At 73.4% G+C, this 22,025-nt stretch carries 21 protein-coding genes; 8 read left to right on the top strand and 13 right to left on the bottom strand.

The genetic code is table 11. The features are described from left to right. Positions 1 to 273: 273 nt before the first annotated feature. Positions 274 to 927: a TetR/AcrR family transcriptional regulator gene (locus AVW11_RS02515; protein WP_076043062.1), complete on the bottom strand. Its 654-nt coding sequence runs from the start codon at positions 925 to 927 to the stop codon at positions 274 to 276. A gap of 105 nt (positions 928 to 1,032) precedes the next feature. On the opposite strand from AVW11_RS02515, the gene AVW11_RS02510 reads away from it, so the two are divergent. Beyond that, positions 1,033 to 2,112, top strand: coding sequence for an FAD-dependent monooxygenase (locus AVW11_RS02510; RefSeq protein WP_076043061.1), 1,080 nt, complete (start codon positions 1,033 to 1,035; stop codon positions 2,110 to 2,112). Between the two features lie 79 nt (positions 2,113 to 2,191). On the opposite strand, the gene AVW11_RS02505 is transcribed toward AVW11_RS02510, so the two are convergent. The 3 genes from AVW11_RS02505 to AVW11_RS37635 form a co-directional block, all read right to left on the bottom strand. Continuing rightward, entirely contained in the window at positions 2,192 to 4,432 is a 2,241-nt protein-coding gene (locus AVW11_RS02505) for a putative bifunctional diguanylate cyclase/phosphodiesterase (protein WP_420713431.1), read from the bottom strand. Further along, positions 4,429 to 5,259, bottom strand: coding sequence for an SAM-dependent methyltransferase (locus tag AVW11_RS02500; RefSeq protein WP_076043091.1), 831 nt, complete (start codon positions 5,257 to 5,259; stop codon positions 4,429 to 4,431). Before AVW11_RS02500 ends, AVW11_RS02505 begins: the two co-directional genes overlap by 4 nt. Positions 5,260 to 5,859: 600 nt before the next feature. Then, entirely contained in the window at positions 5,860 to 6,171 is a 312-nt protein-coding gene (locus AVW11_RS37635) for a hypothetical protein (protein WP_076043090.1), read from the bottom strand. A gap of 10 nt (positions 6,172 to 6,181) precedes the next feature. Between AVW11_RS37635 and AVW11_RS38900 the strand changes: the two genes are divergently transcribed. The 3 genes from AVW11_RS38900 (at position 6,182) to AVW11_RS02485 (ending at position 7,937) form a co-directional block, all read left to right on the top strand. After that, the gene (locus tag AVW11_RS38900; protein ID WP_263973245.1) at positions 6,182 to 6,307 is read left to right on the top strand and encodes a hypothetical protein; all 126 of its coding nucleotides are present in this window, start codon (positions 6,182 to 6,184) and stop codon (positions 6,305 to 6,307) included. Between the two features lie 31 nt (positions 6,308 to 6,338). After that, positions 6,339 to 7,109, top strand: a complete 771-nt coding sequence (locus AVW11_RS02490; protein ID WP_030840209.1) for a bestrophin-like domain — start codon at positions 6,339 to 6,341, stop codon at positions 7,107 to 7,109. Positions 7,110 to 7,292: 183 nt separating this feature from the next. Further along, positions 7,293 to 7,937 (top strand): hypothetical protein, encoded by a 645-nt coding sequence (locus AVW11_RS02485; RefSeq protein WP_076043060.1) that lies wholly within the window; start codon positions 7,293 to 7,295, stop codon positions 7,935 to 7,937. 103 nt (positions 7,938 to 8,040) lie between these two features. On the opposite strand, the gene AVW11_RS02480 is transcribed toward AVW11_RS02485, so the two are convergent. Next, positions 8,041 to 8,559, bottom strand: coding sequence for a hypothetical protein (locus tag AVW11_RS02480; RefSeq protein WP_030840203.1), 519 nt, complete (start codon positions 8,557 to 8,559; stop codon positions 8,041 to 8,043). 374 nt (positions 8,560 to 8,933) lie between these two features. Between AVW11_RS02480 and AVW11_RS02475 the strand changes: the two genes are divergently transcribed. Beyond that, positions 8,934 to 9,596 carry a class F sortase gene (locus AVW11_RS02475; RefSeq protein WP_030840200.1) on the top strand — a complete coding sequence of 221 codons (663 nt, stop codon included), beginning with the start codon at positions 8,934 to 8,936 and terminating at the stop codon, positions 9,594 to 9,596. A gap of 40 nt (positions 9,597 to 9,636) precedes the next feature. On the opposite strand, the gene AVW11_RS02470 is transcribed toward AVW11_RS02475, so the two are convergent. Both AVW11_RS02470 and lysX read right to left on the bottom strand, forming a co-directional pair. After that, complete coding sequence (locus AVW11_RS02470; RefSeq protein ID WP_060177275.1) at positions 9,637 to 10,548, bottom strand: polysaccharide deacetylase family protein; 912 nt, start codon at positions 10,546 to 10,548, stop codon at positions 9,637 to 9,639. Positions 10,549 to 10,673: 125 nt separating this feature from the next. Then, positions 10,674 to 13,976 carry a bifunctional lysylphosphatidylglycerol synthetase/lysine--tRNA ligase LysX gene (lysX, locus tag AVW11_RS02465; RefSeq protein WP_076043059.1) on the bottom strand — a complete coding sequence of 1,101 codons (3,303 nt, stop codon included), beginning with the start codon at positions 13,974 to 13,976 and terminating at the stop codon, positions 10,674 to 10,676. Between the two features lie 83 nt (positions 13,977 to 14,059). On the opposite strand from lysX, the gene AVW11_RS02460 reads away from it, so the two are divergent. Next, positions 14,060 to 14,527, top strand: coding sequence for a universal stress protein (locus AVW11_RS02460; protein WP_060177273.1), 468 nt, complete (start codon positions 14,060 to 14,062; stop codon positions 14,525 to 14,527). A 71-nt stretch (positions 14,528 to 14,598) separates the two neighbouring features. On the opposite strand, the gene AVW11_RS02455 is transcribed toward AVW11_RS02460, so the two are convergent. After that, positions 14,599 to 15,795: a CapA family protein gene (locus AVW11_RS02455; protein ID WP_107277555.1), complete on the bottom strand. Its 1,197-nt coding sequence runs from the start codon at positions 15,793 to 15,795 to the stop codon at positions 14,599 to 14,601. A 305-nt stretch (positions 15,796 to 16,100) separates the two neighbouring features. Between AVW11_RS02455 and AVW11_RS02450 the strand changes: the two genes are divergently transcribed. Together AVW11_RS02450 and AVW11_RS02445 are read left to right on the top strand one after the other, a co-directional pair. Beyond that, positions 16,101 to 16,640: a sigma-70 family RNA polymerase sigma factor gene (locus AVW11_RS02450; protein ID WP_060177272.1), complete on the top strand. Its 540-nt coding sequence runs from the start codon at positions 16,101 to 16,103 to the stop codon at positions 16,638 to 16,640. A 216-nt stretch (positions 16,641 to 16,856) separates the two neighbouring features. Next, complete coding sequence (locus AVW11_RS02445; protein WP_051699532.1) at positions 16,857 to 17,321, top strand: hypothetical protein; 465 nt, start codon at positions 16,857 to 16,859, stop codon at positions 17,319 to 17,321. 15 nt (positions 17,322 to 17,336) lie between these two features. On the opposite strand, the gene AVW11_RS02440 is transcribed toward AVW11_RS02445, so the two are convergent. The 5 genes from AVW11_RS02440 to AVW11_RS02425 all read right to left on the bottom strand — a co-directional run bounded on the left by AVW11_RS02440 (position 17,337) and on the right by AVW11_RS02425 (position 22,019). Continuing rightward, complete coding sequence (locus AVW11_RS02440) at positions 17,337 to 17,723, bottom strand: hypothetical protein (protein WP_076043058.1); 387 nt, start codon at positions 17,721 to 17,723, stop codon at positions 17,337 to 17,339. A gap of 26 nt (positions 17,724 to 17,749) precedes the next feature. Next, positions 17,750 to 18,610 (bottom strand): Fpg/Nei family DNA glycosylase, encoded by an 861-nt coding sequence (locus AVW11_RS02435; protein WP_060177270.1) that lies wholly within the window; start codon positions 18,608 to 18,610, stop codon positions 17,750 to 17,752. 20 nt (positions 18,611 to 18,630) lie between these two features. Beyond that, positions 18,631 to 19,050 (bottom strand): hypothetical protein, encoded by a 420-nt coding sequence (locus AVW11_RS38195; protein WP_240528116.1) that lies wholly within the window; start codon positions 19,048 to 19,050, stop codon positions 18,631 to 18,633. Beyond that, the gene (locus tag AVW11_RS02430; protein WP_240528115.1) at positions 18,981 to 19,883 is read right to left on the bottom strand and encodes a tetratricopeptide repeat protein; all 903 of its coding nucleotides are present in this window, start codon (positions 19,881 to 19,883) and stop codon (positions 18,981 to 18,983) included. The genes AVW11_RS38195 and AVW11_RS02430 overlap by 70 nt, the downstream gene beginning before the upstream one ends. Before the next feature lie 72 nt (positions 19,884 to 19,955). Further along, positions 19,956 to 22,019 (bottom strand): SpoIIE family protein phosphatase, encoded by a 2,064-nt coding sequence (locus AVW11_RS02425; RefSeq protein ID WP_030840170.1) that lies wholly within the window; start codon positions 22,017 to 22,019, stop codon positions 19,956 to 19,958. Positions 22,020 to 22,025: the final 6 nt, after the last annotated feature.

Raw genomic sequence — 22,025 nt, 5'->3', positions numbered from 1 at the left:
CGGAGGCCAGGCTCTCCTGGGCGGCCCGTGAGGGGCCCAGGCTGTCGCTGAGCCCCTCGGGCTCAGCAGGGAAAGCCCGGGGCCGGTGGGGCCGGGAGGCCCAGGCCGAAAAGGGGCGGGGCTGGAAAGGCCGGGAGGCCGGGGTCGGGGCGGAAGGGGCGGGCGGGCCTGGAGGCCCGGGACCTGGCCCGGGAGGGGTGGGTGGGCCGGAGGGGGCGGGCTCAGGCGGGGTGCCGGCGGCCGCCTGCTCCACCGCGCGGGCCGGGGGTGGGCTCAGGCGGGGGTGGGCGGGGGCGCGGGCAGGGCGCGGTCGAGGCCGTCGGCGAGCATGCCGAAGGCCAGGTCGGCATCGGCCACGGCGGCAGGGTGGGCCTCGTCGGCGCTCTGCCCGGCGGCGAGCCGCTGCCAGTTCTCCCGCCCCAGCTCGTGGCGGACGGCCACGAGCTGGACGGCCGCCAGCCGGGCGGCGAGCGGCGGCACCGACTCCGCCTCCAGGGCGGCGGCGAGCAGCTCGACCTCGCGGTCGGTGTAGTGGGACAGGCGGGATTCCAGGCTGGCGGTGGTGTAGAGCAGCCGCTGGAAGGCAAGCACGCCCGGGTGGTCGCAGAGCCCGGTGATCGGGTCCCGCTCGGCGAGGGCCGTCAGGAAGTGGGCGTGCACGGCTCCCACCGGGGACCGGCCCGCGGGCCGGTCGCGGACGACGCGTGCCACCTCGTCCTGGTGGTCGGCGAACCGGTCGAGGAGCAGGTCCTCCTTGGTCGGGAAGTACCGGAACAGAGTGGGTTTGGACACCTCGGCCGCCGCGGCGACATCAGCCACCGACACGGCGTCGAAGCCCCGCTCCAGGAAGAGTTCCAGCGCCGTGGCCGCCAGCCGGCGGCGCGTACGGAGCTTCTTGCTCTCGCGCAGACCCGTCGTGTTCTCCATGCCCGCAGCGTAGCAGAAATAAGAGACCGGGTAAATTTTTTAACCGGGTTGCTTTTTCTGCCGGGAGCGGCTTTCCTTGAGACATCGACGAGGAGAGGACTTCCGATGAACGACACCGATGTACTGATCGCCGGCGCCGGCCCCACCGGGTTGACGCTCGCCTGTGCCCTCGCCCTGCGCGGCGTCCGCGTCCGCGTCATCGAGCGGCGCTCGCAACCGCACCGCGAATCCCGGGGCAAGGGGCTGCGGGCCGGCAGTATCGCGATCTTCCAGGAGCTCGGCATGGCCGAGCCCCTGATCGCCGCCGGCACCGCGGGGGTGGTCCTGCGCAAGTACTTCGACGGCGAGCACATCAACGACACCCCCACCCCGGCGGACGCGGGCTTACTGATCGGGCAGTGGCAGATCGAGGAGGCGCTGCGCGGCCGGCTCGCCGGACTGGGCGTGCGCGTGGAGTACGGGGCGGAGCTCGTCGGCATCACGCAGGACCACGCGGGGGTGCGCGCCGAGCTGGCGGACGGCGGCGTGATCGCGGCCCGCTATCTCGCCGGGTGCGACGGCGGGCGCAGCACCACCCGCGGGCTGCTCGGCATCCCCTTCGAGGGGAAGGGGGAGACGCAGCCCGCGATGGTCATCGGCGACGTCAGGGCACCGGGGCTCGACCGGGGCGTCTGGCACCAGTGGTTCACCTCGGAGGGCGGCGGGATGCTGCTGTGCCCGATGCCGGGGACCGACACCTTCCAGCTCCAGGCCTCACCCGAGCAGGACGAGCACGGCGAGCCGCTGCCGCCCTCCCTGGAGAGCTTCCAGCGGATCTTCGACCGGTGCGCACGGATGCCGGGCATCCGGCTGGAGGATCCCACCTGGCTCTCCTCCTGGCGGGTCAATGTCCGCATGGCCACCCGGATACGGGAGGGCCGGGTCCTGCTCGCCGGGGACGCCGCCCACGTGCACCCGATAGCCGGCGGACTCGGCATGAACACCGGGATCGAGGACGCGGCGGCGCTCGGCCGCGCCCTGGCCGCCGCCCTCGCCGGGCCGGACGCGGACGCGCCGCTCGACGCGTACGAGACGGAGCGGCTGTCGGTGGCCGCGGGGGTCCTGGCCGACACCGCCGAACGGTACGAGCGGGTCGTGGAAGCCGTCCGGACCCCCGGCCGCGGGACGGAGGTCGCCCTGGAGTGACGTGGCGCCGCGCGCCGGAGCCGGGTGCCACCGGGACCGCGCCGCCCCGGCCTTGGCACCGGGCCCGGGCGGGGCGGGGTCAGGAGGGCGTGGGCACCGCGTCCGAGAGGGACAGGGTGTGGATGCGGTCGGGAGCTCCGGGCCGGGCGTAGTACCAGCCCTGGGCGGTGTCGCAGCCGAGCGCGCGCAGCTGGGCGGCCTGGGCGCCGGTCTCCACACCCTCGACGGTGACGGCGAGTTCGAGGCTGTGGGCCAGGGCGACGATCCCCTCCACGATCTTGACGTCGACCGGGTCGGCGGGCTGCTGCTGCATCCCCCGGGTGAAGGAGCGGTCGAGCTTGAGCACGCTGACCGGCAGGCGCCGCAGATTGGCCAGGTTGGAGTAGCCGGTGCCGAAGTCGTCGAGGGCGATGTCCACGCCGAGTTCGGCCAGGCGGCGCAGCGGCTCCAGCAGTTCGTCGTCCGCGCCTATCAGGGCCGATTCGGTGACTTCCAGGCACAGCGCGCCCGGGGCGAGACCGGACTTCTCCAGCACCGCCACCGTGTCGGCGACCAGGCCCGGGTGGTGCAGCTGGGTCGGCGAGAGGTTGACGTTGATCCGCAGGGCGGAGCCGCCGTGTTCACGCTGCCAGCTGCGGGCCTGGCGGACGGCCTCCTCGAGGACCCACCGGCCGAGGGGGACGATCAGCCCGGTCCGTTCGGCGAGGGGGATGAAGCGGTCGGGGCCGAGCACCCCGTACTGCGGGTGGGACCACCGCACCAGTGCCTCGGCGCCGTGCACGGTGCCGTCGCGCATGTGGACCAGCGGCTGGTACTCGATGAAGAACTCGCCGCGCTCCAGGGCCGCGGGCAGGGCGTTGGTCAGTCCGTGCCGGGTGATCGCACGGGCGTCGGCCTCGGCGTCGGCGAACTCGAAGCGGTTGCCGCCGGCCGCCTTGGCCCGGTACATGGTGATGTCGGCGCTGCGCAGCACCTCGGCCGGGGTGCGCTCCTTGGCCCGCCCCTCGACGATGCCGATGCTGCCGCGGACGGTCAGCTCCCGGCCCTCCAGCCGGATCGGCGCCGACAGGGCCGTCAGGATGCGGACGGCGAGGTCGGTCACCTGCTGCTCGGTGTCCGGGCCGGTGGTCAGCGCCACGAACTCGTCGCCGCCGAGCCGGGCCACGACCTCGCCGGGACCGGTCGCGCAGCTCTGCAGCCGGTCGGCGACCTCGACCAGCAGCCGGTCGCCCGCCGAGTGCCCAAGGCTGTCGTTGACCGCCTTGAAACCGTCGAGGTCCAGGTAGCAGAGGCCGTAGCGGTCGCCGCCGGCCCCGCTGAGGGCCTTCTCCAGGCGCTCGAAGAACAGCGTCCGGTTGGGCAGTCCGGTCAGGGCGTCGTGGGTGGCCTCGTAGCGCAGGCGCAGGTTCAGCAGCCGGCGTTCGGTGGTGTCCTCCATCAGCGCCAGCTGGTACTGCGGCTTGCCGTCGGCGTCGCGCAGCAGCGACACCGTGAGGTTGGTCCACAGGACGGTCCCGTCGTGGCGGTAGTAAGGCTTCTCCACGCGGTAGCTCTCGCGCTCGCCGCGCACCAGTTCGCCGTACATCCGCCAGACGTGCGGGGTGTCGTCGGGGTGGCCCCACTCGCTGACGTTGCGGCTGCGGACGTGCCCTTCCAGGCCGCCGAACATCTGCAGGAGCGTGTCGTTGACCTCCAGGACGTTCCCGTCGAGATCGGCGATGCCGATGCCGACGGCCGCTCCCTCGAAGACCGCCCGGAAGCGTTCCTCGCTGGCGTGCAGCGCCTGCTGGGCGTCGGTGCGGGCGGTCAGCGCGGAGCGGGCGATTGCCTCCTGCTCGCTGAGGGTGCGCTCGCGCAGCGCCCGGGCGTATCCGGCCGCGATGGCGTGCTGGAGCCGGGCGCAGCGTGCGTGGTATTCGGCGGTGGCCTCCACGCCGGAGCCTTCGAGTCCGTCCGGTCCGCAGTAGAGGACCAGGTAGGACTCGATCACCCCGAGGGTGCCGGCGAGGGCCTCGGGGTCGGTGCAGTGCACGGCGACGAGATCCGCCCCCACCCGCTGGGCGACGGCGGCGTCGAAGGGCCTGGCGTGCAGGGCCTCGGTGAGGGTCCGGGTGAGCGGCACGAGGTGCCGTTCGAACTCGGGCCGGGTCAGCGAGGTCGCGGTGACGGGGAAGATGGCCCGTCCCCAGATCGTCGCGAAGCGGGAGATCCGGTCCTCGATGCCGCCGTCGGGCGCCGCGGATTGCGCGGCAGGTGCGGGGGCGGCTGCGGGCGTCGCGACGGTGTTCGGCGCGCCCGCCGTCTGTGCGGGAAGTCTCACGCCTTGCGTCCCACACCTGCGTAGCCCGAGAAGGCGTAGGGGTCCTCCGGCGCCTCGCCGTCCTCCCCGCCCTCGGCGCGGTCCGGGCGCCAGTCGGGCATGGAGACCAGGCCGGGCTCCACCATGTCGAACCCTTCGAAGAAGCGGGCGATCTGGTCCCTGGTGCGCATGACGAGGGGGTTGCGGATGTCGCGGTAGACGCCGACGGTACCGCTCGCGACCTCCTCCGCGAGCGGAATGCCCTCGTAGGAGGCGTGGGTGAGGATCAGCAGGCTGCCGGGGGCCAGCGCGTCGCGCAGTTCGGCCACGGCCTCGTACGGGTTGTCGGTGTCCTCGAGGAAGTGCAGGACGGCGACGAGCAGCAGGGCGACCGGGCGGTCGAAGTCGAGGAGCCGCCCGGCCTCGGGTGCGGCCAGGATCTCCTTGGGCCGGCGCAGGTCGGCGGCGACGACACCGGTGTACTCCTCGTCCAGGAGGACGGCATGGCTGTGCGCCACGGCCACGGGGTCGTGGTCGACGTAGACCACGCGGGCCCGGGGGCTGGCGGCGTGGGCGATCTCGTGGACGTTGCCGAAGGTCGGGATGCCGGAGCCGATGTCGAGGAACTGCGTGACGCCCTCGGCGACGGCGTGCCGGACGGCGCGGCGCATGAACGCCCGGTTCGCCTGCATGATCTTGGGCAGTCCCGGCATGAATTCCATGGCGCGTCGGGCCGCCTGGCGGTCGACCTCGAAATTGTGGGACCCGCCAAGGTAGTAATCGTAGATGCGGGACACGCTCGGCACCGATATGTCGATGCCTGGCGGGGCCCAGGCGGGGCGCTCCATCGGGATCTCCAAGCGTTGTTCCTGCGGCGGTCCGTGCGGGGTCGGACTCCTGTCCGAGCCGAATGTACTGATCATTGACCAACAGGGCGAGCAAAAGCGGAAATTGGCGATCCGTTCTTCGTCACACACCAAAGGCGCCCGGCGGCACCCCGGAGCAAATGACCGGTACCGACAAATCCCTTTTGAGAATTGACCGGCGGGTGATCGGACTCGACTGGGGTCGCACCACGACTGGCTCAAACCTTTCCGGTCCACACTCCACCCGTTCAGGCGAACCAGGCCCGAGCCTCGCGTGCGCGGGGGCGCGCGGGCCCATGCTCCCCGGGTGAACAGAGCCTGTGCCAGGCGCCTGCTGGCGGTCCCGGTCCTGCTGTGGGCGGCCCTGTCCGTCACGCCGGCCGTGGCTGATAGCAGCGCTTCCCCGACCACCGACTCCGGCGGCGGCGCGAGCGCAACCGCCGTGGCCGCGGCGGCCTCCGGCGACGGCCGCGGACGCGGACCGGGTGGTGGACATCACGGTCGCGACCACCGCGCCGACCACCGCGCCGACCACCGCTCCGACCATGGAAGACACCGTGCTGACGGCCGGGGCGGGGGGCATCACGGCCGCCCCCACTGCCCGCCGCCGCCACCCCCGCCGTGTCCGCCGAAGCCGCCGCCGAAACCCACACCGCCGCCCGAGCCGCCGCCCCCTCCGCCACCGCCGAAGCCCACCCCGAGCCCGGTGCCGACCCCGCCGCCTCCGCCCGCACCCCCCGAGCCCGCGCCGGCGCCGCCGAAGGCCGCGCCCCGGCCCGCGGCGAAACCCGTCCCGCCCGCGCCGGTCCGGCCGAAGCCGGCGCCCGCGCCGCCCCGCGCGGCGAAGGCGCCCGCTCCGCCACCGCCGCCGGCCCCCGCGGTGGCCTCCCCCACCCCGAAACCGGTGGCCCGCCCGGCGTACCGCGCGGCTGCCCGCACACCGGACGAGCACCACATCTCGCCGGTGACCTTCACCCTGCTGACCGCGGCTCCCGCGGTGCTCGCGATCGTCGCGCTGCGCCCGCGCTGATCCGCCCGATGCCGAACGATCTGGAGTCATCTTGTCGGAATGGCTCGTCCTGTCCCTCGCGATGGCCGCGGCCTGTGCCGTGGTGCTCTCCATCGCCTTCTTCAATCACCGCAGGATCGGCGAGGACGACGATCCGAACGAGACCCCGGACGTCATCGAGTACATGACGATGATGATCGGGGTGATCTACGCGATCGTGCTGGGCCTGGCGATCGCGGGCGTCTGGGAGGGCCGCGGAGCCGCCCAGGAATACGTACGCCAGGAAGCCCAGGCGCTGCACGAGATCAGCGTCCGCTCACAGGTCTACCCCGCCGAGGTGCGGGCGAGGATCCGGTCCGACGTGGACGCGTACGTCACTTACGTGGTCGGCACCGAGTGGCAGGCGATGGCCGACGAGGGCGAACTCACGGACCGCGGCGGGGAGCTGCTGGAACGTATCCGCCGCGACGTCACCGACTACGAGCCGCAGACCGACCACGAGGGCCAGGCCTACCAGCCGCTCGTCGACCAGGTGGCGGTGGCCGACGACGCACGCAGCGCACGCGGTTCGAGCGCCGGGGCCACGATGCCGGGCGTGGTCTGGTTCGGGCTGATCACCGGGGCGCTGGTCACGGTGGGCCTGATCTTCACCCTGCAGATCAGGCGCTCGTTCCGGGAGATGCTGCTGGCCGGGCTGTTCAGCGCGCTGATCGCCTTCCTGCTGTTCCTGATCTGGGACTTCGACGCGCCGTTCGGGCGGGGCATCTCGGCCACCGCCGAGCCGTTCCTCACGCAGTTCTCCCACCTCGACCTGGGCGGCTGAAACCGCCGGGCAAACCGGGGACGGGCCTCCCGTCCCCGGTTCGGCCTACGGCCGTGCCCCATTCGCCCGTTCCTGATCGCGGGTCCCGGCACCCGCACCTAGCGTGGCGGACATCGAGGCGCACGAACCCCACCGTGCGGAAACCGTTCCGCGGCTGCTCCTCGGGGATCCGGAGAATCAACCATGGGTGCGATACGTACCTCCGCCACCGCCCTGCTGAGTGCCGGCGCCACGTTCGCCGTACTCGCGCTCGGAGCCCTCGGCGCGCCCGCCGCGTCCGCGGCGGCCCGGTCCGAGGCCCAGGCCGGGCCCCCCGCCGAAGGGCAGGGCAGAGCCCTGGCCCTGCGGGTCACTTCGTTCGGTTTCACCCTCACCCCCTCGACCGTCGCCCCCGGCGGCCAGGTGGTGCTCGCGGTCAGCGGCTGCAACGCCGCCTACTCCACCGCCTCCTCCGGTGTGTTCGACACCGTGAGCATCGCGCGCGGCCAGAGCGTACGGGTCACCGTGGACCGCGACGCCCGGCCCGGAGCCGTGTACTCCGTCTCCTTCACGTGCAACGGGGAGACCGGCTCGGCCGATCTGACGATCGCCGGCGGCACGACCGGGCCCACGACGAGTTCCACCAGGACCCCCACGGCCGCGGCCCCCGCGACGAACCCGGCCACGGCCCCCCTGGCCACCACCGCCCGCGGTGTCCGCGGCGGCCTGGGCGGCAGCGTCGCCGGCATGGACCCGGTGGAACTCGGCGCGGGCGCTGGTCTCTTCCTCGCCGCCGCGGGCGGCACCGTGTACGCGCTGCGCCGCAGGGCTTCCGGCCGCGGTCACTGAATCGCGTGCGTCAGCCCCTCCACCGCCGGTCGCCCCGGGTCCTCGGGGAGGACGCGGGGCGACCGGCGGGAGCGGGCGGTGCCTGACCGGGCGGGCCGACCGGTCAGCTCCGGCCCCGGAGCGGACGGCGGCGACGCAGCACGTGGGCGCCCGCCCCCAGGGCGGAAGCGCCGACGAGGCCCGCGCCGATGGCCGTCTCGGCGGTGGACGGGCCGAAGGACCCGCCGATGCCGCCCTGCGAGGGGTTGCCCTGGAGGATCCGGAACCGGGCCGTGGCGATGAGGTTGCTGTCGTTGCACTTGACCGACAGCGTGTGGGTGCCGGGAGAGGCGTGGTTGAAGATCCGCACGGTCGCGAAGCCGATCGATCCGGCGGACAGGTTGGCCGGCGGAAAGTTCCCGTGCGAGGTGACGGTACCGCCGTGACCGCAGCCCGCCGCGCTCACCTGCATCGTGGAGCCCTGGTGCACGGCGTACGGGTTCACCGAGATGTTGCTGGGGCCGTTCCCGCCCCCATTCCCACCCCGACCCCCGGGGTCCTGGTTCGCGGAGGCGAGCGGGGCACTGAGGCCGAGGGCGGCACAGGCTGCCGCCGTCACGGTAAGAGCGCGCAAGACACGCATGGTGGAACCTCCAGCGGGAAGCGCCCCGGAGCGTCGGCCCCGGATGATCGACGAGAACGCCTCCCACGTCGAACCCTCCGGTCGTCGCGCAACCTCCGCATGTCCGGCTTTGGGCCGCCCGGTTGAGCGACACGCCGAGCCGCGGACGGCCGGGCCGACGGATCCGCAGGTCACGACCCGTCAGGCATTTATGTGACGATTACCTGGATGGGCGCATCCCTTCCGGCCCCTCCCGGCCCCTCCGCGGGCGCGGCCACCCGTTCGCCCCTCCCCCCTCGCCGACCTGCCGCCCCGGCCTTAGCGTGCGTGAAGTAGGGCGTACAGGGGTGGGACAGGAACGCGGGTCGGGACCCCCGCGTCGGGAAGGGAGAACGATGGGCGAGGACGAGACAGGGCACTCGCGCAAACGCTCACCGTGGGGCGTACTCGCCCTGGTCATGCTCACCGGCCTCGCCATGGTGCGAAACGGCGTGGACATCGACGACGGACCGCCCCAGCCCACCGCGGCCTCCGCCGTCGCGGTGACGGCCGACCAGTTGCCGGCCAATCCGCCGAAGCCGCCCCCGGACATGGAGTTGCTGGATCACTCCTCCGTGCAGCGCATCCGGATTCCCACGATCAACGTGGACGCGCCGGTGATGACGGTCGGGCTGGACGCGGAGGGCTGGATCGACGCCCCGCCGCCGCAGGACCGCAACCTGGCGGGCTGGTACCTCAACGGCATCTCGCCGGGGCAGCGGGGCTCGGCGGTGATCGTGGGCCACGTGGACAACGCGCAGGGCCCGGCGGTCTTCTACGGCCTGGGCTCGGTCAAGCCGGGCAGCCGGGTCGAGGTGGAGCGCTACGACGGGCGTACGGCGGTGTTCGAGGTGTACGGCGTCGAGGTCTTCTCCAAGGAGGCCTTTCCCGGATCGCGGGTGTACGGGGACACCGGGCACGCGGAACTCCGGGTGATCACCTGCGGCGGCGGTTACTCCAAGGCGCGCGGCTACGACGGCAACGTGGTCGTCTTCGCGCGGATGGTGGAGTCCCGCTGACCGCCGCTGGACGGGGGGCCGGGCGGACCCCGGCCCCGCCTCAGCGCTGCGCCACGGCGGACAGGGTGGGCAGCGTCATCCGGTAGCCCCGCGCGATCAGTTGGGGCAGGTAGGAGGAGATGGCCTGGACGCTCTGCGTCCGGTCTCCGCCCGCGTCGTGCGAGAGCACGATCGCCCGGGGCCCGGCGCCGCGCAGGACCCGGGAGACGATCGTGGTGACGCCGGGCTCCTCCCAGTCCAGGCTGTCCACGGTCCAGGCGAGCGGCTCCATGCCCAGCTCGGCCCCGATCTCGAAGGCGGCCCGGTTCCATGCCCCGTAGGGCGCCCGGAACCACTGCGGCGCCTCGCCGACGGCCTGCTGGACGACCTCGCTCGTGCGGCCGATCTCGGCGGCGAGGGCGGGCCTGCTCAGCTTGGGGATGAGCGGATGGGTCCAGGTGTGGTTGCCGATGACGTGTCCTTCGGCGACCATCCGGCGCAGCAGGTCCCGGTTCTCCGCGGCCATCTCCCCGCAGACGAAGAACATCGCCCGCACGCCGTGGCGGCCGAGGGTGTCGAGGATGGCCGGGGTGTAGCGGGGGTCCGGACCGTCGTCGAAGGTGAGCACCATGGAGCTGTCCGTGCCCGCCTCGGCCGGGAGTTCCAGGATGGGCCGGGTCCGCACGGCCGGTTTCACGGCGGCCGGCCGGACGGGGGCGTCCGCCGTCATGGGGCGCAGCCGGTAGGCCCTCTCGGGTAGCGCGCCGGGCAGGGTCCCGGGTCCCGCGGCGAGGTTCGGGCCGGGCCCGGCGGCGGGCCCCGGCGCGCCGCCCGCGCCCGGTGCACCGGGCGTTGCGGGCGTACCGCCCTCGATGCCGTTGCCCGTGGTGATCAGTCCGGCGGCCGCGACTCCGAGGAATACGGCGGTGCGCAGGAGCACGCGCCGCCCTACTGTCGGCTCGTCTTTTTTCATTATTACTACGTATCAACGACATCCGCGCAGATGTCGAGAGGCACGGACGCGCCCCGGTGCGCTCACCCGTGCGGACCAGCCCCGGGGGTGTCGGCCTCATCGGAGGTGTCGGCCTCTCCGGGGTGTCAGCCTCGCCGCACCAGGGGGAACGGGAGGGTCTCGCGGATCGTGAGGCCCGTCAGGAACATGACGAGCCGGTCCACCCCGATGCCGAGGCCGCCGGTCGGCGGCATGGCGTATTCGAGGGCGTCCAGGAAGTCGTTGTCGAGTTCCATGGCCTCCGGGTCGCCGCCGGCCGCGAGCAGGGACTGGGCGGTCAGCCTGCGCCGCTGCTCGACGGGGTCGGTCAGCTCCGAGTAGGCGGTGCCGAGCTCGGTGCCGAAGGCGACGAGGTCCCAGCGCTCGGCGAGCCGGGGGTCCTTGCGGTGCTGGCGGGTGAGCGGGGAGACGTCGGTGGGGAAGTCCTTGTAGAAGGTGGGGAGTTTCGTCCTCTCCTCCACCAGCCGCTCGTACATCTCCAGGACCACGTCGCCGCGGGTGTCCTGCGGCCCGTGCGGCACCTTGGCGCGGTCGCACAGCCGGCGCAGCACGTCCTCCGCGGTGTCGGCGTCGACCTCCTCGCCGAGGGCCTCGCTGATGGCGCCGTACATGGTCTTGACCGGCCAGGTCCCGGAGATGTCGTGGACGACGAGCTTGCCGTCGGCGCCCGCCTTGTGGGCGACGGGCGAGCCGAAGGCGGCCGTCGCGGCCCCCTGGATCAGCTCGCGGGTGAGGTCGAGCATGACGTCGTAGTCGGCGAAGGCCTGGTAGGCCTCCAGCATCGTGAACTCGGGGTTGTGCTTGTAGGAGACGCCCTCGTTGCGGAAGGTGCGGCCCATCTCGAAGACCTTCTCCATGCCGCCGACGCAGAGCCGTTTGAGGTACAGCTCGGGCGCGATGCGCAGGTACAGGTCGAGGTCGTAGGCGTTGATGTGGGTGCGGAAGGGCCGGGCGTTGGCGCCGCCGTGGATCTGCTGGAGCATCGGCGTCTCGACCTCCAGGTAGCCGCGGTCGAGCAGCCCCTGGCGCAGGGCCTGGACCGCGCTGGAGCGGGCCCGTACGACGTCGCGGGCCTCGGGGCTGGCGACGAGGTCGAGGTAGCGGCGCCGGACCCGGGCCTCGGGGTCGGCGAGGCCCTTGCGCTTGTCGGGCAGGGGGCGCAGGCATTTGCCGGTGAGCTGCCAGGAGCGGACGAGGAGGGAGGGCTCGCCGGTCCGGCTGGCGCCGGGCTCGCCGGTCACCAGGACGTGGTCGCCGAAGTCGACCTGGGCGGTGAAGGAGTCCAGCACCTCGGGTCCGGACTCGTCGCGGGTGAGCATCAGCTGTATGTCGCCGGACCAGTCGCGCAGGACGGCGAACACCACCCCGCCGAGGTCGCGTACGACCATCACGCGTCCGGCGAGGGTGGCCTGTGCGGCGGTGCGGGCGCCGGGAGGGTGGCTCGGGTGGGCCGCCTTGAGCTGGGCGACGGTGTGGGTGCGCTCGGGGATGCCCACCGGGTAGGGGTCCGTTCCGCTGGCCCGGATGCGGTCCAGTTTGGCGTGGCGGACGCGCACCTGTTCGGGCAGCCGCTCCACGGGCACGCCGGGGAGCTCCTCCCCCGCGGCCTCCAGGCCCAGGGAGTCGATCGGGGGCAGGCCCTCGGTGGTGGCGGGGGCGGTGACACCCCTGGGGTGGGCGTTGCCCCACAGGGTGCGCAGGCTGGGGACGGAGACGAAGCCCTCGGCGATGCCGGAGGCGAGGCTGACCCGGGCGAGCGAGCCGGCGTCCTGGTAGCACAGGAACCGCGGGTACCACTCGGGGCCGTACTTGACGTTCGAGCGGTACAGCGCCTCCAGCTGCCACCAGCGGGAGAAGAAGAGCAGCAGCTTGCGCCACACCTTGAGGACGGGACCGGCGCCGATGCGGCCGCCCTCCTCGAAGGCCGAGCGGAAGACGGCGAAGTTGAGGGAGATCCGGCGCACGCCGAGGGCGGGGGCCGCGGCGCACAGTTCGGCGACCATGAACTCCATGACCCCGTTGGGCGCGGTGCGGTCGCGGCGCATCAGGTCGAGGGAGATGCCGTCACTGCCCCAGGGGACGAAGGACAGGAGGGCGATCAGCTCGCCCCCGGCGTCGAAGGCCTCCACGAGCAGGCAGTCTCCGTCGGCCGGATCGCCGAGCCGGTCCAGGGCCATGGAGAAGCCCCGTTCGGTCTCGGTGTCCCGCCAGCGGTCCGCCCGGTCGATGATGGTCCTCATCTCCTCCTCGGAGAGGGCCGAGTGGCGGCGGATGACGGTGGTCGCACCGGCCCGCTTGACGCGGTTGACGGCCTGGCGGGTGACGCGCATGTCCCGGCCGTCGAGGTCGAAGTGGGCGACGTGCAGGATGGCCTCGTCGCCGAGTTGGAGGGCGCTCAGCCCGGAGCGGGCGTAGGCGGTGGCGCCGTCCTCGGAGGCTCCCATCACGGCGGGCTGCCAGCCGTGGCGGCGGGCCACGGCCAGCCAGGCGTCGATGGCGGCGGACCAGGCGGCCGGATCGCCCACCGGGTCCCCGCTGGCGAGGCAGACGCCGGCTTCGACGCGGTAGGTGACGCCGGCCCGGCCGTTGGGGGCGAAGACGACGGCCTTGTCGCGCCGGGTGGCGAAGTAGCCGAGCGAGTCGGACCGCCCGTACGCGCCGAGGAGGGCCCGGATCCTGGGTTCCTCGTCGCCGTGCAGGGCCGCGGTCAGGCGCTGGGAGCGGAAGAGGGTGGCGGCCGCGTTGAGCAGGGCGACGGCGCCGAAGAGGCCGAGGAGGAAGTACAGCGGCCGGGGCGGGCGGCCGTCGAACTGCCGGGCCGAGAAGAGCCCGCCGAAGACCTGCTTGGCGGCCCAGTCCAGCCACTGGCCGCGGGGCAGGGAGCCGGGGAAGAGGGCGACGAGGGCCCAGCCGAGCAGGACGGCGGCGAGCATGCCGAGGCCGAGCACGATCAGGGCGTGCCACAGCGCCCCGGGCCGGGACGCGGCGTAGAACTCCTTGCGGGCGGCGATCAGTACGGCCATGGCGGCGACGGCCAGGGCCATGGACGAGATGCCGATCCAGTAGTCGCCGACCGCGATGTCCAGCAGGTCGTCGACGATCAGCAGGGCCAGATAGGTGATGACCATCCACCAGGCGACCTTCTTGCGCGTGCCGAGGGCGGCCGCGAAGAGGAACAGGAAGACGGCGTAGGCGAGGTTGGCGCTGACCGGTACGACGATCAGGTCGAGGAAGCGCACGACGTGCCGCAGGAGGCGCCGCAGCGTCGGGGAGAGCGAGAGCAGCGCGCACAGCAGGCCGATCGTCCCGAAGAACGCGCCGAACCCGTCGGGCACCCGGTTCAGGAAGCGGCTGCGGGTGCGTTGCGTCTCCTGCGCGGTGGCACTCATGGTTCGCACTGTAGGGAGGGGTGCGGCGGTGCGCGCGCCGAGCGGGTGGGGGCGTCCGGCAGGCCGCGGCCTATCCTCGCGGGGTGACGGAGCACGTGAACACGGGATTCGAACGCGGTACCGACGGCCCGAAGGTGATCGTGGCCGGGGTGGACGGTTCACCGTCCTCGCTGCGGGCGGCGGCCTACGCCGCCGGGCTCGCCCGGCGGCAGAACGCACTGCTGGCGCTGGTGTACGTCCAGCCGGTGGTGCCGGCCGGGGCGGCGCTCGGCGCGCCCGCGCCCGTGGCGGACACCACCGGGGAGATCGCGGAGGGCCTGGTGGCCGAGATCCGCGCCGCGGCGGAGCGGCTCAAGGGCATCTACGAGGTCCGCTGGGAGTTCCACACCTTCCGCGGCGACCCCTACGCCGGCCTGGTGAGCGCGGCGCAGGAGCTGATGGCGGACGCGGTGGTGGTCGGCGCCTCGGAGCAGGCGGGCCACCGCATCGTCGGGTCGGTGGCGGTCCGCCTGGTCAAGGCGGGCCGCTGGCCGGTGACCGTGGTCCCCTGACCCCCGCTGCTCCGCCCGGGTACCGGCGAGTGAGCCGGTGGGGGCGCGCCGCGGAGTCGGACGGGGGTTCGCTATCGGCCGGCCACCAGGCCGTCCTTGGCGGCGCCGCGGCTGAGCACGGCTTCGGTGATCTCGTCCCGGGCGGCCTCGTAGTCCTCCCGGCCGGGGTTCTTCGCGAGGGCGTCGGGGAGGTGGACGACCCGGCCGGCGGACAGGTCCATCATCTGCGGCACGAACTCGGCCTTGGCGACCTGCCAGCGCTGCCCGGCCGCGGCGGGCGGGGCGAAGGTGAAGCGGCCGATCGAGCCGTAGTTGCCCCGCAGGTCGCGGGCGCCCGTGTGGTTGAACATCTCGCCCGCCACCTGGTCGCCCATGCCGTAGACGATCCAGGTCCCGTTGACCTTCTCGTAGGGCTGCGGGATGTGCGCGTGGGTGCCGAGGATCAGGTCGATGTCGGGCCGGCCGGCGGTCTGCGAGGCCGTCAGCGCCCTGCCCAGCGAGAGCTGGGTCCCGTCCGGTTCGGTCTGCCACTCCGTGCCCCAGTGGACGCTCACCAGCACCACGTCCGCGCCGGCCTTCCGGGCCGCCCGGGCATCCGCGATGATCTTGTCCTGCTTCATCAGGTTGACCGCCCACGGCTGGCCGTCGGGCAGCGGGTAGCCGTTGGTGTCGTAGGTGTACGCGAGGTGCGCCACCGTGGCCGAACCCGCCGTGTACGTGGTCACCGCGGCCGCCTCGGCCGCCGTGCGGGCCGAGCCGGCGTGCTTCAGGCCGACCCGGTCGAAGCGGTCCAGCGTGCGGCGCAGCCCTGCGGCGCCGTCGTCGAGGGTGTGGTTCGAGGCGGTGGAGCAGCCGTCGTAGCCGGCGTCCTTCAGGCCGTCGGCGACCTGCGGCGGGGACGTGAAAGCCGGGTAGCCGGAGAAGGGCCCGCCGTCCTCCCCGTAGATCGTCTCCATGTGACAGAGGGCCAGGTCCGCCCCCGCGACCAGGGGCTTGACGCCGGAGAACATCGGCCTGAAGTCGTAGCCGCCGTCCTGCGCGTCGTCCGCCGCCCGCCGGATGACCGAGGTGTGCGGCAGCACGTCGCCGCTCGCGACCAGGGTGAAGCCCTTGGCGGCGGGCGCGCCCGCGGCGCTGGAGGGGGCCGGCGGGCCGGATTCCCCGAGGCGGGCGGGGGCGGTGTCCCCGGCGGCCGAACAGCCCGCCGCCGCGGACAGCAACAGGGCGGACAGCAGGGCGACCGCGTGCGGCCGGGTGCGCATGGTCATCAATCGGCTCCCATTTATACGACTATCTGACATGTCATCATCTGCAATTGACATAAACACGCGCAGTGAGTCAAGGAGCGGATCCGCATCCCGCCGACGAGCCCACTCCGACGGCGGACACCACAGCGCCCCTGCCGTTCGCCGCGCCGTTCGACCGTTCACCGACCGCCGCGGCCGCCCGTCGGACGACCCGGGTGCTTGGGCGCAACGCCGTGGTCGGACGGTTCCGGGTCGGCTCTGCGCAGGTCAGGGTGGACGGGACGCCACCCCCTTGGACCCCCCGTGCACCCCGGAAGGAGCCACTCGTGCCGCTCTCCCCCACCCTCCCGCGTACGGATCCCGAGGCACTGGCCGAACTCCAGCGCGACCACGGGCGGGCGCTGTTCGGATTCCTGGTGGGCCTCACCGCCGGCGACGCCCAGCGCGCGGAGGACCTCGTGCAGGAGACCCTCGTACGGGTCTGGCAGCACCCCGAGGCCCTGGCCAGCGGGCACGACTCCATGCGGCCCTGGCTGTTCACGGTGGCCCGGCGGCTCGCGATCGACGCCCGGCGGGCCCGGCTGTCGCGCCCCCTGGAGGTGGACCCCGAGGGGCTGGAGCAGGCGCCCGCGCCCGAGGACGCGGTGGCCGGCTCGGTCACCGCGATCGACGTACGGCGGGCCGTCGGGTCGCTGGGTCCGGAGCACCGCGAGGTGCTGCTCCAGGTCTACTTCAGGGACCGGTCGGTGGCGGAGGCCGCCGCCGAGCTCGGCATCCCGGCGGGGACCGTCAAGTCCCGCACCTACTACGCCCTGCGCGCCCTCAAGAAGGGCCTCCAGGGGTACGGCTACGGCCTCGGCGCCTGAGCGACACGTCCCGGAACGCCGCGAACGGATGCGGATCGGACAAAAAGCGCCGCGAATTCGACATAAGACCGTCCAAGTTGAGTAAACATCCCCCGCTGTGTGAGCCGCTCGGTGAAGGCTCGGTGCTGACGACGGGACGCTCGACGCGCGGGAGAAGGTGGAACGGTGCAGCCCGAGGGTACGAACGGCACCAGTGACGGTGGGCTCGCGGTGCCCATGGCCTGGCTCTACGCCGAGTACATCGCCGACGAACTGCTGCGCACGGGAAGGCTGATCCCGGTCAGCACCCTGGAGTTCCGGGCCGGACGGGACACGCTGGCCCTGACCATCTACCTCTCCGACGCCGCCGGCGAGCTGTCCGGGATCCGCGTGGTCTCACAGCTCGACGAGTGGCTGTCGCTGACGGCGTACGGGCACCCCTGGCGCGACTGGGTGCACACCCGCTTCCTGGACCTGGGCGAGGCGGCACGGGAGCGGGGCCGCGGCGAGGACCCCGACCTGGAACTGGCCCGCGCGGCGTGGCGCTGGCTGGACGGCACCGAACTGTTCGCGACCAACCTCGACCCCGGGCGGCACGACCACGCCGACACCCCGCCGGGGGTGGACGAGAACGCGCGCGTGTGGACCCCGGCCTGGCAGCTCGGCCTGCCCCTGGGCCACCTGGCGATGCACCTGTTCTGACCGGCGCGACACCCCTCAGGCAGACCTGTCGCCCGGATCCATCACCAGGCCCGTGAAAGCGGCCTCGTTGCGCTCCGCCCGGCGGACGTACCACCGGGCGATCAGCCACATGACCGGATACACGAGCAGCCCGAGCACCAGCCAGACCAGCGGGCCCGACCGGGCCTGCGGGAGCACGAACACCAGGGGCAGCGATCCGACCAGCGCCGCCAGCGCGGCCAGCGCCCCGAGGCCCGCACGCAACTGGCTGCGCATGAGGGCCCGCACGTAGGTGGCCCCGAGGGTGGTCTGTTCGGAGATCTCCGAGCGGGCCGGGGTGTGGACGGGCGCCCGGCGGCGGGTGCCCCGGGGCACCCCGGTGACGATCTCGCGCCGGGGCGGCGACTGCTGTTCCTCGGCCATGGTGCCGGAGTCTACGCAGCGCCCCGCTATTTGAGGAGGCGCGAGAGCCGCCGGTCGGCAAGCGGCTTGCCTCCCGTCTGGCAGGTGGGGCAGTACTCCAGGGAGGAATCGGCGAAGGACACCGAGCGGATCGTGTCCCCGCACACCGGGCAGGGCTCGCCCGCCCGGCCGTGCACGCGCAGCCCGCTCTTCTTCTCCGCCTTGAGCTTCCCCGCGGCGACCCCGTGCGCCCGCTCGACAGCCTCGCGCAGGGTGTCCCGGACCGCGGCGTAGAGCTGCGTGATCTGCTCCTCCCCGAAGGAGGAGGTGAGCTTGAACGGCGACACCCGGGCGGCGTGCAGGATCTCGTCGCTGTAGGCGTTGCCGATGCCCGCGATCACGCTCTGGTCCCGCAGGACGCCCTTGATCTGGCGCCGCTCCCCCGCGAGGAGCGCGGCGAAGGCGTCCCGGTCGAAGTCCTCGGCCAGCGGATCGGGGCCGAGACGGGCGATGCCGGGCACCTCCTGGGGGTCGTGGACCACGTACACGGCTAGCCGTTTGCGGGTGCCGGCCTCGGTGAGGTCGAAGCCGCCGCCGCCTTCGAGGACGACGCGCAGGGCCAGCGGCCCCTTGCCGGGCCGCGGCGGCTGCGCCGGCAGGGCGTCCTGCCAGCGCAGCCAGCCGGCCCGGGCCAGGTGGGTGACGAGATACAGCTCGCCGACCCGCAGGGCGAGGAACTTCCCGTGGCGCGCAACCGCTCCGGCCTGCTGCCCCTCCAGGGCGGTCGGCGGCGGGTCGTAGGTCTTGAGCACGCTCACCGCGAGCGGGAGGACGCGCTCGACCACCCGCCCGGCGAGGTGCTCGTCGAGGTACTCGCGCAGGGCCTCGACCTCGGGCAGCTCCGGCATGGTCCCAGCCTGCCGCCGCCTCAGGCGAAGCGCGAGCTGGGCACGGGGCCGGGCGACGCGACCCGGTCCCGGGGGCCCGCGAGCCAGCCGGGGGCGACGCCGGCCGCGAAGGCGCGGAAGGCCTCGTCCGGATCGGGCGGGGTCGCTCCGTCGCCGCCGTCCGGGGCCGGGTCCGCCGCGGCCACGTCCCGGGCGATCTCCTCCTCGGGCCGGTCGTCGTCCCGCCAGGGCGGAGCCGCGTACTGGCACAGCAGCGTGCTGAAATCGGCGCTCACCGCGGGCGGATCGGTCCAGCAGGTGGCGTGCTCGGCGAGGATCTGGCCGTCCGTGCGCGCGTGCAGCGTGCGGACGAGACCCGGGTCGGAGCCGTTCAGGTCGTACGCGACGACGACGGTGTCCGTACGGTCCGGCGCGTACGGGACGGCGGGCAGCCCGAGCACCGCGGCGGCGGGAGGCCGAGGATCCGGTCGGACCGGCCGGGCAGCAGCGAGACGTCGGTGGGCCGGCGCCCTGCCGCGTCCAGGGCGATCCCGAGCCGGGCCAGGCCGCGGCGGCACAGCTCGTGGGAGTCGCCGAGGTAGGCGTACCGGCCGGTCATCCCGGCGTCCCAGCCGTACGGGGACAGGGTGGCGAGCAGTCCGCCCGTGAGGCCGTAGTGCCAGCCCCGCAGGTCGGCCGGGCCGAACGGGTCGGGATGCCCTGCCCGGCGCTGGGCGCGGCGGGACTGCCCGCTGCGCAGGACCTGGCGGGCCTGGCGTTCCCGTGCGGGCGCCCACTGGGGGTCCTCGGGGGCGGGGAGAGCGGACACCAGCCGCTCGGCGGTGTCGAGGTCCCCGGCGAACAGGGTGTTGTGCACGAGGAGGTAGGTCTCGGGCCAGGCGGGCAGCCGGTCGCCGCGGCCGGAGAGCAGCGCGGCGGCCTCGGCGTGCCGGCGCTCGTCCTCCAGGGCGGAGACCAGCTCGGCGAGGAGCGTGCGCGAGTCCGGGAGCAGCCTGAGGGCCTCGCGCAGTGGTGCGACGGCGAGGAAGGCGATGCCGCGCTCGACGCAGGCGTACCCGAAGTCGTAGAGGGACTGCGGTTCGTGGGACCGTTCGGCGGCCTTGCGGGCGGCGTCGGCCAGGTCCTCGAATCCGGCTTCGTCGGCCAGGGCCCGGGCGGCCTCGGCGAGTTCGGTGATCGGTGCTGTCTCGGCGTGCGGCCGCAGGGACCGGACCGCTCCCGGCAGATCGTCCTGCTTCAGCAGACGGCGTACTTCGTCCATGGCGTTGGTCATCGCCCTCGATCCTCGGCGACGGCCCGGCGCTCCGCAACGGACTTTTCCCGCGGTCCGTCCCCGGCGCAGCTCTCAGCCCATGACGAACTCGCACCACACGCACTTGCCGCTGCCGCGCGGCTCCACACCCCATACGTCCGCCAGCCGGTCCACCAGCATCAGGCCACGGCCCGAGACGCCCGAGTCGCCGGCCTCCCGTCGGCGCGGGAGCGCGCTGGAGCGGTCGGCGACCTCCACGCGCAGCCGGTGTTGGTGGCCCGCCAGAATGCGCAGGGTGACGATGGCGGGGCCGTCCGTGTGCATGAGGGCGTTGACGATCAGCTCGTCCGCGACGAGCTCGATCTCGTCGGCCCGCTCCCGCGCGCCCCAGGCGCGCACCGCCGCGCCGATCATGTGGCGGGCGGCCACCAGGGCCTCCGGGTCTCCCGGTGCGACGTGCTGCTGGAGGCGGCCGCCGCCGGGCGGGGCGGGGGCGGGCCGGCGGCGCAGCAGGAGCAGGGCCATGTCGTCGTTGCCGCCGCGCTCGGTGACGATCTCGCACAGCCGGTCGGCGAGGAGCTGCAGGTCGGCGGGGCCGCTGCGGATGTGGGAGGACAGCACGTGGATCCCGTCGTCGAGGTCGGCGCCGGGGTGTTCGACGAGGCCGTCGGTGCACAGCAGGAGCGTTTCTCCCGGATCGAGTTCCACGGTGGTCACCGGGTATTCGAGCCGGCCGAACTCCGCGGAGAGGCCCAGCGGCATGCCGCCGCCCACCGGAAGCCGGTGGCAGTCCCCGTCGCGGGTGCGCAGCAGCGGGTCGATGTGGCCCGCCCGGACCACCTGGAGCACGCCGGTGGAGAGGTCGGCCTCCACGTACGTGCACGTGGCGAAGCGCTCGGTGTCCAGCTCGTGCAGGAAGACCGACGCCCTGGCCATGACGGTGCCGGGCGAGTGCCCCTCGGCGGCGTACGCGCGCAGGACGATGCGCAGCTGGCCCATCACGGCGGCCGCATGGGTGTCGTGGCCCTGGACGTCGCCGATCACGGCGCCGACCCTGCCGCCGGGCAGCGGGATGACGTCGTACCAGTCGCCGCCGATGTCCTGGCCCATCCGGGCGGAGCGGTACCGTACGGCGATCTCCCCGCCGGGGACGGCGGGGATCCGCCTGGGCAGCATGGCCTGCTGGAGGCCCTCGGCGAGGTCGTGCTCCTGCTCCAGCAGCATGGCCCGCTGGAGGCTCTGCGCGATGCTGCTGCCGAGGGCGACGAGGAGGTTGCGCTCCTCCTGGGTGAAGCCGTCCTTGTCCTGGTAGAGCAGGCCGATGGCGCCGATCGGGCGGGCCTGGGCGATCAGCGGCAGGTAGGCGGCCGCCGAGATCTGCATGTACGAGATCTTCGCCCAGAGCGCCGGGTAGTCCTGGGCGAACTCCTCCGCCGAGTCGAGGAAGCGCGGCTGGAGGGAGCGGACGACCTCGCTCATCGGGTACTGCTCGTCGATGCGGGTGTAGCGGGTCCCGGGGACGAAGCTGCCGTCCGGGCCTTCGGCCACGAGGTGGATCCGGCCGGCTTCGACGAGGCCCATCACCATGCCCATCGAGCCGAGCCGTTCCAGGCCGTGGGCGTCGCCGAGCGCGTCGATGACGTCCTGCACGGTGCGGGCGTGCGCGAGGGCGGCGGTCGTGCTCTCCACCACCGAGGTCTGCCGGCGCCGCTCCTCGTCGAGTCCGAGCCGTTCCGCCGAGTGGCTGAGCTCCTCTGTCGCGTCGCGGACGATGCCGATGATCCGGTGCGGCCGCCCGTCCGCGTCGCGCATGACGCGGCCCTGGGTGTGCGTCCAGCGCAGCCGCCCGTCTCGGCAGCGGATCCGGAAGTAGGCACCGTAGCTGTCGACCTTGCTCTTGAGCGCCGAGGAGACCATGGCGTCGAGCCGGGCCGACTCGGCCGGCGGGACGCGCGGGGAGAGCGCCTCGGGCCGGCCGTCGTACGCGTCGGGGGGCGTGTCGAAGACGTCGAGGGCGGCTTCGTCCATGTGCATGAGACCGGTGACCAGGTCCCAGTCGAAACTTCCCATGCGGTTGAGCGAGAGCGACCGGTCCGGGTGTGCGGGCCAGTCGTCCGGCAGCGATACGGTGGTCGGCACCGGTCCACCATGACACACGGGCCG

Source organism: Streptomyces amritsarensis (assembly GCF_001953875.1).
GTDB classification, from domain to species: Bacteria; Actinomycetota; Actinomycetes; order Streptomycetales; family Streptomycetaceae; genus Streptomyces; species Streptomyces amritsarensis.
This window is presented reverse-complemented; position numbering and strand designations above follow the sequence as displayed.